This window comes from Serratia ureilytica, assembly GCF_017309605.1.
Lineage (GTDB): Bacteria > Pseudomonadota > Gammaproteobacteria > Enterobacterales > Enterobacteriaceae > Serratia > Serratia ureilytica.
In genome coordinates this window covers 789,181-802,888 of the sequence record NZ_CP071320.1, presented here as the reverse complement: position 1 = coordinate 802,888, position 13,708 = coordinate 789,181, and the positions used below count along the sequence as shown (strand labels likewise).

Here is a 13,708-nt window from a genome sequence, read left to right as displayed (position 1 = left end):
GAGAAGGAAACAGTAACAACGAAAAGTCGTTTTTACCGCGACTTATTGAGCTTCTCGTTATTACGCCCGCATCTACTTGTCATAGGCCGCAATTTCCGAAGGCGCATATCGGCTTGGCGCCAATATCGATACAGCGGAGACAGATTGAATGGCTGCCTGGCTAATACGGGGAAAATAGCAATAAAAAAGGGGGCAAGGCCCCCTTCTCTGTTATTCCGCCTTGGCGGAAGCGTCTTCGGTGCGATACAGGTGCACATCCATCTGCGGGAACGGAATGCCGATGTTGTGGGCATCCAGCGCGCGCTTGAAGTTTTCCATCAGATCGAAGTACACGTTCCAGTATTCCGCATTGGTGGTCCAGGAACGGGTCACGAAGTTCAGCGAGGACGGCGCCATCTCGTTCAGACGCACGGTCACGCCTTTGGCGTGCATGATGCGTTTGTCGGCGGCGATCACGTCGCCCAGCACCTTCTTCACCACGTCGATATCGGCGTTGTAGGCCACGCCCACCACGATATCCACGCGGCGGTTCGGTTCGCGGGAGTAGTTGATGATGTTGCCGGCGATGATTTTACCGTTCGGCACCACGATGGTTTTGTTGTCGGCGGTGCGCAGGGTGGTGGAGAAAATCTGCACCTGATCGACGGTACCGGCCACGCCGCCCAGATCGACATATTCACCCACGCGCAGCGGACGGAAGATCACCAGCAGCACGCCGGCGGCGAAGTTGGACAGCGAGCCTTGCAGCGCCAGGCCGACGGCCAAACCGGCGGCACCCAGCACCGCGATCACCGAGGTTGTCTGCACGCCGACGCGCCCCAGCACGGCGATGAAGGTGAACGCCAGCACGCCGTAACGCACGATCGCCGACAGGAAGTCGGCCACCGTGGCGTCGATGCCGCGCAGCTTCATCACGCGGTTCAGCGCATTGCCGACCACGCGGGCCACGATCGAACCGATGATCAGGATAACGATGGCGGCGACGATATTCACCGCGTACTGGATCAACAGATCCTGATTCTTCACCAACCAGTCGCCGGCACCGTTGATGCCGTCTACTACATTCAAATCTTTCATTCGTGTCGTCCTAACTCAGTCCCTAACGGGAGAAACTCGCAAAAATACACTGGCCTCGGCGGCCAGTAGGAAACCACGCCTAAGGGTAACCAACATTAAAGGCTCATGCCAACCATCAGCATTAAAAATAGCCGAAACTGCCCGCCGCTTCTTCTATGCTGAGAACAGCGCGTTGGCCATTTCACGACAAGGGATCCGTTCTTCATGCACATTCGCTCTTCGCTCAAACACTATTGGCAAGTGCGGCCCAGGCTGCTGTTTTCCGTCGGCGCCGGGCTGCTGTGCTTTCTGCTGCTGCCCGCCCAGCTCTCGCTGCTGCAACGCTTGATGATCGGCTGGAATACGCTGGCCTGGCTCTACCTGCTGTTTCTCTGGCGGCTGATGCTGGTCAGCACGCCGCAGCACATTCGCCAAATCGCCCGGCGGCAGGACGAAAGCGCCAGCATGGTGCTGGCGTTAGTCAGCCTCGGCTGCCTGGTCAGCTTACTGGCGATCCTGTTTGAATTGAGCAGCGCCAAACAGGTGGTCGGCTCTCTGAAAACGCTGCATTTGCTCCTGACCGGCGCCACGCTGGCGGTCTCCTGGCTGCTTCTGCCGACCGCCTTCACCATGCACTATGCTCATCAGTTTTATCGCCAGGGCGCACAGCAGGATCCTTTGCCGCTGCTGTTCCCCGGCAATCTCGCCGATCCCACCTATCTGGATTTCGCCTACTTCTCCTTCACCATCGCGGTCGCGTCGCAAACCGCCGATGTGGCGGTCGGCGCGGCAGAGGTGCGCAAGATCACCCTTCTGCAGTCGGTGATCTCCTTCGCGTTCAACATGCTGATCCTGGGCCTGTCCATCAACGTCGGCGCCGGCCTGTTGGGCTGAAAACGAAAAAGGCTCCCCGCAGGGAGCCTTTAAATTGCAAACAAAGGAGGAAAAAACGTGGTTTTTCCTCCTTTGTGATCATCAGTCGAAAATCAATAAATTGATTTTCCTTATTTTTTATATTTTGCCTACGGCAAGCCAAGCCACGCATCAGGCTTGCCATAAACAAAAAGGCTCCCCGCAGGGAGCCTTGTACATCATGCAACAGGTGCCGAAGATTACAGAACGTCTACCGCGTTCAGATCTTTGAAGGCCTGCTCCAGACGCGTCACCATGCTGGTTTGCGCTGCGCGCAGCCATACGCGTGGATCGTAGTATTTCTTGTTAGGCTGATCGGCGCCTTTCGGGTTGCCCAGCTGGCCCTGCAGGTAAGCTTCGTTCGCTTTGTAGTACTGCAGGATGCCGTCCCAGGTCGCCCATTGGGTGTCGGTGTCGATGTTCATCTTGATCACACCGTAACCCACAGACTCTTTGATCTCTGCATCGGTAGAACCGGAACCGCCGTGGAACACGAAGTTCAGGCTGTTGTGCGGCAGGTTGAATTTCTTGGACACGTAATCCTGAGAATCGCGCAGGATGGTTGGAGTCAGCTTAACGTTGCCTGGCTTGTACACGCCGTGCACGTTACCGAACGATGCAGCGATGGTGAAGCGCGGGCTGATGGCGTTCAGTTTTTCGTACGCGTAAGCCACGTCTTCCGGCTGGGTGTACAGAGCGGAAGCGTCCATATGGCTGTTGTCCACGCCATCTTCTTCACCGCCGGTGCAGCCCAGTTCGATTTCCAGCGTCATGCCGATTTTGGCCATGCGCTTCAGGTAGGCGCTGCAGATCTCGATGTTTTCTTCCAGAGACTCTTCAGACAGATCGATCATGTGGGAAGAGAACAGCGGTTTGCCGGTAGCGGCGAAGTGTTTCTCGCCGGCGTCCAGCAGGCCGTCCAGCCATGGCAGCAGTTTCTTCGCGCAGTGGTCGGTGTGCAGGATCACCGGCACGCCGTAGTGTTCAGCCATCTGGTGAACGTGGTGTGCGCCGGAGATAGCGCCCAGAATCGCTGCGCCCTGAGGCACATCGGTCTTCACGCCTTTGCCGGCGATGAATGCGGCGCCGCCGTTGGAGAACTGAACGATGACCGGCGCGCGCACTTTAGCCGCGGCTTCCAGCACTGCGTTGATGGAGTCGGTACCCACGCAGTTTACCGCTGGCAGCGCAAAGTTGTTCTCTTTAGCAACTGCGAAGACTTTCTGAACGTCATCACCCGTGATGACACCCGGTTTTACGAAATCAAAAATTTTAGACATGTTACTTTGTCCTGTTTCGTCGGCCGTAGATGGATGTAAATCGATGTTTTCACGCCGCGCAGCATTTGCCGCGCGGTATAAAACAAACGGGCGGCTTTCGCCTCCCGTTGTCTGAATTACTGCTTAGCGCGCTCTTCCAGCATCACGACTGCAGGCAGCGGTTTCCCTTCAACGAATTCCAGGAATGCGCCACCGCCGGTGGAGATGTAGGAGATTTTGTCAGCGATACCGAACAGATCGATGGCTGCCAGAGTGTCGCCGCCGCCAGCGATAGAGAAAGCGTCGCTATCGGCGATCGCGCGGGCGACAATTTCGGTGCCCTTACGGAAGTTAGGGAACTCGAATACGCCAACCGGGCCATTCCACAGAATGGTTTTGGCGTTCTTCAGGATAACGGCCAGACGCTCGGCAGAGACGTCGCCCATATCCAGAATTTGCTCGTTGTCCTGGATCTCGTTGGCCTGCTTCACGGTCGCGGTCGCGGTCTCAGAGAACTCGGTCGCCACGCGCACGTCGGTCGGCACCGGAATGTCGCAGGTTTCCAGCAGTTTCTGCGCGTTCGGGATCAGATCCGGTTCGTACAGGGACTGGCCCACGTTGTTGCCCTGCGCCGCCACGAAGGTGTTGGCAATGCCGCCGCCGACGATCAGCTGATCGGCGATTTTGGACAGGGAATCCAGCACGGTCAGTTTGGTGGAGACTTTAGAACCGCCCACGATGGCGACCATCGGACGGGCCGGGTTACCCAGGGCTTTGCCCAGCGCTTCCAGCTCGGCGGACAGCAGCGGGCCGGCACAGGCGACAGGCGCGAACTTGCCCACGCCGTGGGTGGAAGCCTGCGCGCGGTGCGCGGTGCCGAACGCGTCCATCACGTACACGTCGCACAGCGCCGCGTATTTCTTGGACAGGGTTTCGTCGTCTTTCTTCTCGCCCTTGTTGAAACGGACGTTTTCCAGCACCACCAGTTCACCTTCGGCGACGTCGACGCCATCCAGATAATCCTTCGCCAGACGCACTGGGGATTTCAGTTGATCTTTCAGGTAGTTGACCACAGGCAGCAGGGAGAATTCTTCGTTGTACTCGCCTTCGGTAGGACGACCCAGGTGGGAGGTTACCATCACGCGGGCGCCTTGCTTCAGCGCAGCTTCGATAGTCGGCAGGGAAGCGCGGATACGCGCGTCGGAAGTCACTTTACCGTCTTTTACCGGCACGTTCAGATCGGAGCGGATCAGTACGCGTTTACCCGCCAGATCCAGATCGGTCATCTTAATTACAGACATGGTGAACCCTCTTTATTGAATCTCTATAAAATTGCCTGAGCAGCGCGCCAATCACGCCGGCGCCGCCGTACTAGAAACCGCTGGCGGCCATTGCCCGTGTTGTATCCAACATCCGATTGGCAAAGCCCCATTCATTGTCGCACCAGACCAAGGTCTTTATCAGGTGCTGCCCGCTGACCCGGGTCTGCGTACCGTCGACGATAGCGCTGTGCGGGTCATGGTTAAAATCGATCGAGACCAATGGTAATTCCGTGTAGTCAACTATACCACGAAATGATTCCCGTGCGGCCTTTTGCAACAGCTGGTTGACCTCCGCCACCTTCACTGCGGCGCTCACGCTGACGCTAAGATCGATAGCCGTCACGTTGATGGTCGGCACGCGCACCGAGATAGCCTCGAAGCGATCGCAAAACTGCGGGAAGATGCGGGTGATGCCCGCGGCCAGCTTGGTATCGACCGGAATGATCGACTGGCTCGCCGCGCGGGTGCGCCGCAAATCCGCGTGATACGCGTCGATCACCGGCTGATCGTTCATCGCCGAGTGAATGGTGGTCACGGTGCCGGACTCGATGCTGTAGGCGTCGTCCAGCAGCTTGATCACCGGAATAATGCAGTTGGTGGTGCACGAGGCGTTGGACACGATGCGATGTTCCGCCAGCAGCGTCTGATGGTTGACGCCGAACACGATGGTGGCGTCCAGATCGTTGCCGCCCGGATGGGCGAACAGCACTTTCTTCGCCCCCGCCGCCAGATGGGCCTCGCCATCCGCCCGGCTGCCGTACACGCCGCTGCAGTCCAGCACCACGTCGACGCCCAGTTCGCCCCAGGGCAACTGCTCCACCGCCGGTTGGTGCAACAGGCGAATCGCGTCGTCTCCGACGCTCAGCGTGTCGCACTCTTGCCGCACATCCCAGGCGAAGCGGCCATGGCTGGAGTCGTACTTCAGCAGATGGGCCATGCCTTCGGCGTTCGCCAGCTCATTGATCGCCACCACGGAGATTTCCGCCCGTCGGCCCGATTCGTACAGTGCGCGCAATACGCTGCGGCCGATGCGGCCAAAGCCGTTTATCGCTATGCGGATGGTCATGCTGCTCCTGAAAAAAGGGCCGTCCACGCCGGGTTGACTCACCGGCGCCGCCCGGCGCTGACTGGTTGTCTCACTAACCCGCATAGAGTAGTGGATCGTACCGCCCGCTGTGAATCGCCGAGTTTGCATTATTCCCGCGCTTCAGCGGTTTTTCACCGCCGTCACATCGGCATTTCTGTCGAAGAGTGCTTCAACTGAAACGCTTCAGCTGAGCATAAACCAAAGTTTTGGCAAAAGGAACACGTGCGACAGTTCCTCAGGTAACGGATGGGAATTTTACGAGCATAAGATGATCTGGCGCACATTTTTGGCCTTAAGACCGCGACGGATTTTCACTCGCCGGCACCGTTTCGCCGTAGTGCTCACAAAAATAGTCGCGCAGAAATTCGACGGTCACCCGCACTTTCGCCGACGTTGCCAGCCGGGAAACGTACACCGCCCAGATATTGGCCGGCTGATAATACTCCGGCAGGATGTGCACCAGTCGGCCGCTGTCGATGTTCTCTTTCACGTCCCAGGCGGAACGCAGCGCGACGCCCTGCCCGTCCAGGCACCACTGATGCACGATTTCGCCGTGGTTCGACGCCAGCGCGCCCGTCACCTTTACCGTTTCTTCACCGCTCGGCCCCTGCAGCCGCCACAGCCCGAACGGATGATCGCGTTCTTTGATCACCAGACAGGAACGGCCCGCCAGTTCCGCCGGGTTTTTCGGCGCCCCGTGGCGCTGCAGGTACGCCGGCGAAGCGCACAGTATGCGCTGGTTGTCCGCCAGCTTGCGCGCAATAAGATTGGGGGCGATATCGTCGCCGATGCGGATATCCAGATCGAAACCTTCGCTGACCAGATCCACCAGCCGATCGGAAACGTCGAGCCGCAGTTCCAGCTGCGGATACTGCCGCGCCAGCGCCGACAGCGCCGGCGCGACGAAACGCCGGCCAAAGCCGAAGCTGCTGACCACTCGCAGCATGCCCTGCGGCGCCTGGCGCACTTCGGACAGCTCGTCCATCATCTGATCGACATCGTTGAGAATGCGCTGCGCCCATTCGTAGATGCGCTCGCCGTCTTCGGTGATCGCCACCCGCCGCGTGGTGCGGTGCAGCAACGACACGTCCAGCGTCTTCTCCAACAGCGCGATGCGCTTGCTGATAAAGGCCGGCGAAACGCCCAACTCTTCGGCGGCGGCGGCAAACCCGGCGCGGCGCGCCACCAGCACGAACACCCGCAGGTCACTCAGGATCGGCATATTGTTCATGATTCGTGTTTTATGTTTCACCGTTTTCAGGATTGATTAACAGTTAGTCAATTATAGGATAACAGTGTTGTCAATCTCCCCTACCTACAAATGAGACCTCTGTATGAGCAAAACTTACAAGATTGCCGCCATCCCCGGGGACGGGATCGGGCGGGAAGTGTTGCCGGAAGGCATACGAGTATTGCAGGCGGCGGCGGCGCGCTGGGATCTGTCGCTGGAATTCGCCACCTTCGAGTGGGCCAGCTGCGACTACTACCAGCACCACGGCCAGATGATGCCGGACGACTGGTTCGAGCAACTGAAAGGCTTCGACGCCATCTATTTCGGCGCCGTCGGTTGGCCGGACACGGTGCCCGATCATATCTCGCTGTGGGGTTCTCTGCTGAAATTCCGGCGCGACTTCGAACAGTACGTCAACCTGCGTCCGGTGCGGCTGTTTCCCGGTGTGCCCTGCCCGCTGGCGAACAAGCAGCCGGGCGATATCGATTTCTACGTGGTGCGCGAAAATACCGAAGGGGAATACTCCTCGCTCGGCGGACGGATGTTCGAAGGCACCGAACGCGAGATGGTGATCCAGGAATCGGTCTTCACCCGTCAGGGCGTGGATCGCATCCTGAAGTACGCCTTTGAGCTGGCGCAACAGCGCCCGCGCAAACGCCTGACCGCCGCCACCAAGTCCAACGGCATGGCCATCAGCATGCCGTACTGGGATGAGCGCGTGGCGGAGATGGCGCGCCAATACCCTGATATCGCCTGGGACAAACAGCACATCGATATTCTGTGCGCGCGTTTCGTGCTGAACCCCGAACGCTTCGACGTGGTGGTCGCCTCCAACCTGTTCGGCGATATTTTGTCGGATCTCGGCCCGGCCTGCACCGGCACCATCGGCATCGCCCCCTCGGCCAACCTGAACCCGGAGCGCAACTTCCCGTCGCTGTTCGAGCCGGTGCACGGCTCGGCGCCGGACATTTTCGGCAAAAACATCGCCAACCCGATCGCCATGATCTGGAGCGGCGCGATGATGCTGGACTTCCTCGGCGACGGCGATGCCCGCTACCGCCAGGCGCACGACGGCATCCTGCAGGCGATTGAGCGCATTATCGCCGACGGGCCGCGCACGCCGGACATGCGCGGCGACGCCTCCACCCAGCAAGTCGGCCAGGCGATCGCCGCCCTGCTGCAACGCTGAACGCCGCAGATTTTCCCGCGCAGGGCGCCCTTCCGCGCCCTGCTTTGCCACGTCCGTTTTTCCGCTTCGATCGCTGCCGCAAATCCGTTGAAAACCACCGCAGAAGGCACGCCAATACCCCGGTCAAGATCACAACAAATTGTTTACATACTGTGTTTTATCCTTTTACAGATGCCCCAATTGTGGCCCTCCTGTAATTTGTGCACACTCGAAAATGTTAATGAAGAGTGAATATTCCCGGTAGCGACCCACCGGGCGGTTTGCTCCTCGCGGTGTAACAAAACAAATGGTTCAAGCCAATAAGGCCCGGGCGCACCCTACGCTTTGCGCACCGGCCCACCACCGATAACAGGAGTTCACTCCCATGCAGAGCAATCCCAAAAAGGATGTCACGCTCATCGCCATCAGCCTGTGCAGTATTGCGCTGATCGCCATTTGCCTGATGCTCTTTCCGGCTCAATCCGCGCTTATCGCCAACACCATTTTCAACGGCGTCACCCGGCTGTTCGGTTCAACCATTCAAATCCTGGTGCTGATCGCCCTGCTGGTGGTGCTGTATCTGGCGTTGAGCAAATACGGCAACATCCGCCTCGGCGAAGGCAAACCGCAATACTCCACGCTGGCCTGGCTGTTCATGTTCATCTGCGCCGGCCTCGGCTCGTCCACCCTGTATTGGGGGGTAATGGAGTGGGCGTATTACTACCAGACGCCGGGGCTGAACATCGCGCCGCGCACCCCGAAGGCGCTGGAATACAGCATCAGCTACTCCTTCTTCCACTGGGGCCTGAGCGCTTGGGCAACCTATGCCCTCGCCTCGCTGATCATGGCCTACCACTTCCACGTGCGTAAGAACAAAGGGCTCAGCCTGTCGGGGATCATTTCCGCCATCACCGGCGTGCGCGCCAACGGCCCGATCGGGCGGATGGTGGACCTGATTTTCCTGGTCGCCACCGTCGGCGCCCTCACCATTTCGCTGGTGCTGACCGCCTCCACCTTTACCCGCGGGCTGACGGCGCTGACCGGCATCCCGGACAACTTCGCGGTGCAGGCGACGGTGATCCTGCTGGCGGCGGTGATTTTCTGCCTCAGCTCCTACATCGGCATCGACGGTGGCATGCAGCGCCTGAGCAAAATGGTCGGCTGGGGCGCATTCGCTTTCGCCGGGTTGGTGCTGCTGGTCGGCCCCACCGAGTTCACCATCAACAACACCATCAACGCCATCGGCCTGACGGCGCAAAATTTCCTGCAGATGAGTCTGTTCACCGATCCGATGGGCGACGGCAGCTTCAGCCGCAGCTGGACGGTGTTCTACTGGCTGTGGTGGATCTCCTATACTCCGGGCGTGGCGATGTTCGTCACCCGCGTCTCGCGCGGCCGCAAGATTAAAGAGGTGATCTGGGCGCTGTTGCTCGGCAGCACCCTCGGCTGCTGGTTCTTCTTCGGCTCGCTGGAAAGCTACGCCATGCACCAGTTCATCAGCGGGCAGCTCAACGTGCCGGAGATCCTCAGCACCCAGGGCGGCGAAACCGCCGTGCAGATGCTGCTGACGGCGCTGCCGCTCGGCAAGCTGTTCCTCGCCGCCTATCTGTTCATCATGATCATTTTCCTGGCCTCGCACATGGACGCCGTGGCCTACACCATGGCCGCCACCAGCACCCGCAACCTGCAGGAGGGGCAAGATCCCAGCCCGATGCTGCGCCTGTTCTGGTGCGTGGTGATCACCCTGATCCCGCTGTCGATCCTGTTTACCGGCGCCTCGCTGGACACCATGAAAACCACGGTGATCCTGACCGCACTGCCGTTCCTGCTGGTGCTGCTGGTGAAAACCTACGGTTTCGCCCGCTGGCTGAAGCAGGACTACGCGGCCATCCCGGCGCACCTGATCGAAAGCAGCCCGCCAACGCTGCCCGAAGCGCCGCCGGCCGGCGAACTCTCCGCTCCATCGTCGTATCAACCGCGCCCTATGGCGAAATGACAATAAGAAAAGAGGAAGGTTAACTTATGAGCACTCTGATCCCTGAATTTACCTTACCGAAAGATTTCTGCGCCGACGCACGCGAGGCCTACACCATACCGGCCCGGTTCTACACCCACCAGGCGGCGTTCGAGCACGAAAAAGAGCAGGTGTTCGCCACCAGTTGGATCTGCGTGGCGCACCGCAGCGAGCTTGCCCAACCGAACGACTACATCACCCGCGAGATCATCGGTGAAAACATTCTGGTGGTGCGCGGCCGCGATAACGTGCTGCGCGCCTTTTACAACGTCTGCCCGCACCGCGGCCACCAACTGCTGGCGGGCGACGGCCGGGCGAAAAACGTCATCACCTGCCCTTATCACGCCTGGGCGTTCAAGCTGGACGGCGAGCTGGCGCACGCGCGCAACTGTGAAAACGTGCAGAACTTCGATAAAGAAAACTCGCACCTGGTGCCGGTGCGGGTCGAAGAGTACGCCGGGTTTATTTACGTCAATCTGGACTCGCAGGCCGGCACGGTGGAAGACCAACTGCCGGGCCTCGGCGCCAAAGTGCGCGAAGCCTGCCCGCAGGTCGACGATCTCAAGCTGGCGGCGCGTTTCGTCACCCGCACCCCGGCCAACTGGAAGAACATCGTCGACAACTACCTCGAGTGCTACCACTGCGGCCCGGCGCATCCCGGTTTCGCCGACTCGGTGCAGGTCGATCGCTACTGGCACACCCTGCACGGCAACTGGACGCTGCAGTTCGGCTACGCCCGCCCTTCCGAGCAGTCGTTCAAGTTTGAAGAGGGCAAAGAATCCAGCTTCCACGGCATCTGGCTGTGGCCGTGCACCATGTTCAACATGCCGCCGCTGGAAGGCATGATGACGGTGATCTATGAGTTCCCGGTCGATGCGGAAACCACCCTGCAGCACTACGACATCTACTTCACCAACACCGATTTGAGCGACGAACAGCTCAAACTGATCGACTGGTACCGCGACGTGTTCCGCCCGGAAGATTTGCGGCTGGTGGAAAGCGTGCAAAAAGGCCTGAAGTCGCGCGGCTATCGCGGCCAGGGGCGCATCATGGCCGACGGCGCCGGCAGCGGCGTCAGCGAACACGGCATCGCCCACTTCCACAACCTGCTGGCGCAGGTTTATCAACCTTGATGCGACGGGGCCCGCGGGCCCCTTTCCCCTGACTTGTGAGGTTCTTGTGAAAATTTCCGATCGGGCGCTATTCCGCCAACAGGCATATATCAACGGCCAATGGCGCGACGCCGACAACCAGGAAACCCTGCCGGTGAGCGATCCCGCCACCGGCCAACTCATCGGCAGCGTGCCCAACATGGCGACGGCCGAAACCCAACGGGCGATCGACGCCGCCCAGCAGGCGCTGGAAGGCTGGCGCGCGCTGCCGGCGCAACAGCGCGCGCAGCTGCTGCGGCGCTGGTTTGAACTGATGCTGGAACACCAGCAGGATCTGGCCAACCTGATGACGCTGGAGCAAGGCAAACCGCTGGCGGAATCGCTGGGTGAGATCCGCTACGCCGCCTCCTTTATCGAATGGTTCGCCGAACAGGCCAAGCGCGCCAACGGCGACATCATTCCTTCGCCGAGCAGCGATAAACGCCTGATGGTGCTGAAACAGGGCATCGGCGTGTGCGCGGCGATCACGCCCTGGAACTTCCCGGCGGCGATGATCACCCGCAAGGCTGCGCCGGCGCTGGCGGCCGGCTGTACGCTGGTGGTCAAACCCGCCAACGAAACCCCTTATTCGGCGCTGGCGATGGCCGAGCTGGCAGAACGCGCCGGCATTCCCGCCGGGGTGTTCAACGTGGTGACCGGCAATTCGCAGGCGATCGGCGCCGAGCTGACTCGCCACCCGCAGGTGCGCAAACTCAGCTTTACCGGCTCCACACCGGTGGGCAGGCTGCTGATGCGCCAGAGCGCGGACACCATCAAGAAAGTGTCGCTGGAGCTGGGCGGCAACGCGCCGTTCATCGTATTTGACGATGCGGACATCGATGCCGCGGTGGAAGGCGCGCTGATCGCCAAGTATCGCAACGCCGGGCAGACCTGCGTCTGCGTCACCGGTTCTACGTTCAGCGCGGCGTTTACCCGCAGTTCGCCGAGAAGTTTGTCGCCCGCGTGGCGGCACTGCAGGTCGGCAACGGCTTCGAAGCCGGCGTACAGATTGGCCCTCTGATCAATCGCAAGGCGCGCGATAAGGTGTTGGAGCTGCTCGATGACGCACTGAGCAAAGGCGCTCAGGTGCTGACCGGCGCCACGCCGCACGCGCTGGGCGGCAATTTCTTCACCCCGACGGTGCTGGGCGACGTGCAGCCCGGCTCGCTGCTGCTGGAAGAAGAGATCTTCGGCCCGGTCGCGCCGCTGGTGATATTCGATGACGAAGCCGAGGCGATCCGCCAGGCCAACGACACCATTTACGGCTTGGCCGCTTACTTCTACACCCGTGATGCGGCGCGCATCTGGCGCGTTTCGGAACGGCTGGAGTACGGCATGGTCGGCATCAATACCGGGCTTATCTCCAACGAGGTGGCGCCGTTCGGCGGGGTGAAACAGTCGGGGCTGGGGCGTGAAGGCTCCGAATACGGCATCGAAGACTATCTGGAGCTCAAATACCTGTGCCAGGCGGTATAACTTTTTCATGCGCGGGGACGCCCGCGCTTTGGAGCCAATGAATGACCAGCTATCAGATGCTTGATGTCCGCGTCGTCGACATCGAAACCGTCACCGCACGGGTCAAGCGCTTTACCCTGGCGGATCCGCAAGGCCGGCCGCTGCCCGCCTTCAGCGGCGGCAGCCACATCATCGTGCAAATGCAGGACGGCGAGCAGCGCTACAGCAACGCCTATTCGCTGCTCAGCTCACCGTTTGAACTCGAGCATTACCAGATCGCCGTTCGGCGCGAGTCTCCTTCCAAAGGCGGTTCCGACTTCATGCATGACCGGTTGGCGGTCGGCGATACGCTGACCATCAGCACCCCGAATAACCTGTTCGCGCTGGCGCCGGAAGCGCAACATCACGTGCTGATCGCCGGCGGCATAGGCATCACGCCGTTTATGGCCCATCTGCATGAGCTGCAACGCAGCGGCCAACGCTACCATCTGCACTACTGCTTCCACAGTGAAGAGCACAACGCCTTCCAGCAGCAGCTGATGCAAGCGCCGTTCGCAGACAACGTCAGTTGCCATGTCTCCAGCCTTGGCGGCCGGTTGGATCTGGCGCGCACGCTGGCCGATGTGGAACCCGGTGCCCATATCTACGTCTGCGGCCCGGCGGCGCTGAACGAAGCGGTTTACCGGATCGCCGCCGAACTGGGCATCGCCCCCGGTCGCTTGCACAGCGAAGCCTTCGCCGCCGAAGACACGGCGGGCGGTGCCTTTACGCTGGTGCTGGCCCGCTCAGGTATTGAGCTTGAAGTGGCGGAAGACATGACCATCCTGCAGGCGCTGGAAAACAGCAAGGCGGCCAAGGTCGAGTGCCTGTGCCGCGAAGGCATTTGCGGCACCTGCGAAACCCGCATCGTCGAAGGGGAAGCCGATCACCGCGATCAGTATCTCAGCGAGGAAGAACGCGCGGCGCAGCAGACCCTGTTGATCTGCTGCTCGCGCGCCAAAGGCAGCCGGCTGGTGCTGGATTTGTAAAAGGAGCGCCCGCAACGGCGGGCGT

10 protein-coding genes and 1 pseudogene are annotated in these 13,708 nt (G+C 60.3%); 6 read left to right on the top strand and 5 right to left on the bottom strand.

Annotation, left to right across the window (positions count from 1 at the left end; genetic code table 11):
* Positions 1 to 210 precede the first annotated feature (210 nt).
* On the bottom strand, positions 211 to 1,077 hold the full coding sequence (gene mscS / locus J0X03_RS03670) for a small-conductance mechanosensitive channel MscS (RefSeq protein WP_015378992.1): 867 nt from the start codon (positions 1,075 to 1,077) through the stop codon (positions 211 to 213).
* 204 nt (positions 1,078 to 1,281) lie between these two features.
* Here mscS and J0X03_RS03665 point away from each other — a divergent pair, with 204 nt between their 5' ends.
* A complete protein-coding gene (locus J0X03_RS03665) occupies positions 1,282 to 1,950 on the top strand; it encodes a DUF1345 domain-containing protein (RefSeq protein ID WP_046687767.1) in 669 nt (222 codons plus the stop codon).
* Between the two features lie 218 nt (positions 1,951 to 2,168).
* On the opposite strand, the gene fbaA is transcribed toward J0X03_RS03665, so the two are convergent.
* The 4 genes from fbaA to J0X03_RS03645 form a co-directional block, all read right to left on the bottom strand.
* Positions 2,169 to 3,248: a class II fructose-bisphosphate aldolase gene (gene fbaA, locus J0X03_RS03660; RefSeq protein ID WP_025304179.1), complete on the bottom strand. Its 1,080-nt coding sequence runs from the start codon at positions 3,246 to 3,248 to the stop codon at positions 2,169 to 2,171.
* Between the two features lie 116 nt (positions 3,249 to 3,364).
* On the bottom strand, positions 3,365 to 4,528 hold the full coding sequence (pgk, locus tag J0X03_RS03655) for a phosphoglycerate kinase (protein ID WP_046687768.1): 1,164 nt from the start codon (positions 4,526 to 4,528) through the stop codon (positions 3,365 to 3,367).
* A 70-nt stretch (positions 4,529 to 4,598) separates the two neighbouring features.
* Positions 4,599 to 5,615: an erythrose-4-phosphate dehydrogenase gene (gene epd / locus J0X03_RS03650; RefSeq protein ID WP_004931582.1), complete on the bottom strand. Its 1,017-nt coding sequence runs from the start codon at positions 5,613 to 5,615 to the stop codon at positions 4,599 to 4,601.
* A gap of 313 nt (positions 5,616 to 5,928) precedes the next feature.
* Positions 5,929 to 6,888 (bottom strand): LysR family transcriptional regulator, encoded by a 960-nt coding sequence (locus J0X03_RS03645; protein WP_273866173.1) that lies wholly within the window; start codon positions 6,886 to 6,888, stop codon positions 5,929 to 5,931.
* Positions 6,889 to 6,970: 82 nt separating this feature from the next.
* On the opposite strand from J0X03_RS03645, the gene J0X03_RS03640 reads away from it, so the two are divergent.
* The 5 genes and pseudogenes from J0X03_RS03640 (at position 6,971) to J0X03_RS03620 (ending at position 13,683) form a co-directional block, all read left to right on the top strand.
* On the top strand, positions 6,971 to 8,056 hold the full coding sequence (locus tag J0X03_RS03640) for a tartrate dehydrogenase (RefSeq protein WP_033652189.1): 1,086 nt from the start codon (positions 6,971 to 6,973) through the stop codon (positions 8,054 to 8,056).
* A 364-nt stretch (positions 8,057 to 8,420) separates the two neighbouring features.
* Positions 8,421 to 10,031, top strand: a complete 1,611-nt coding sequence (locus J0X03_RS03635) for a BCCT family transporter (protein ID WP_046687770.1) — start codon at positions 8,421 to 8,423, stop codon at positions 10,029 to 10,031.
* 26 nt (positions 10,032 to 10,057) lie between these two features.
* The gene (locus tag J0X03_RS03630) at positions 10,058 to 11,182 is read left to right on the top strand and encodes an aromatic ring-hydroxylating oxygenase subunit alpha (protein WP_033644732.1); all 1,125 of its coding nucleotides are present in this window, start codon (positions 10,058 to 10,060) and stop codon (positions 11,180 to 11,182) included.
* A gap of 46 nt (positions 11,183 to 11,228) precedes the next feature.
* Positions 11,229 to 12,676, top strand: a pseudogene (locus J0X03_RS03625) (NAD-dependent succinate-semialdehyde dehydrogenase).
* A gap of 41 nt (positions 12,677 to 12,717) precedes the next feature.
* Entirely contained in the window at positions 12,718 to 13,683 is a 966-nt protein-coding gene (locus J0X03_RS03620; protein WP_096242582.1) for a PDR/VanB family oxidoreductase, read from the top strand.
* Positions 13,684 to 13,708: the final 25 nt, after the last annotated feature.

Coding starts and splice junctions, on each gene's coding strand:
- pgk (WP_046687768.1), bottom strand. CDS start 4,528: ATGTCTGTAATTAAGATGACCGATCTGGATCTGGCGGGTAAACGCGTA.
- J0X03_RS03640 (WP_033652189.1), top strand. CDS start 6,971: ATGAGCAAAACTTACAAGATTGCCGCCATCCCCGGGGACGGGATCGGG.
- epd (WP_004931582.1), bottom strand. CDS start 5,615: ATGACCATCCGCATAGCGATAAACGGCTTTGGCCGCATCGGCCGCAGC.
- J0X03_RS03635 (WP_046687770.1), top strand. CDS start 8,421: ATGCAGAGCAATCCCAAAAAGGATGTCACGCTCATCGCCATCAGCCTG.
- mscS (WP_015378992.1), bottom strand. CDS start 1,077: ATGAAAGATTTGAATGTAGTAGACGGCATCAACGGTGCCGGCGACTGG.
- J0X03_RS03620 (WP_096242582.1), top strand. CDS start 12,718: ATGACCAGCTATCAGATGCTTGATGTCCGCGTCGTCGACATCGAAACC.
- J0X03_RS03630 (WP_033644732.1), top strand. CDS start 10,058: ATGAGCACTCTGATCCCTGAATTTACCTTACCGAAAGATTTCTGCGCC.
- J0X03_RS03665 (WP_046687767.1), top strand. CDS start 1,282: ATGCACATTCGCTCTTCGCTCAAACACTATTGGCAAGTGCGGCCCAGG.
- fbaA (WP_025304179.1), bottom strand. CDS start 3,248: ATGTCTAAAATTTTTGATTTCGTAAAACCGGGTGTCATCACGGGTGAT.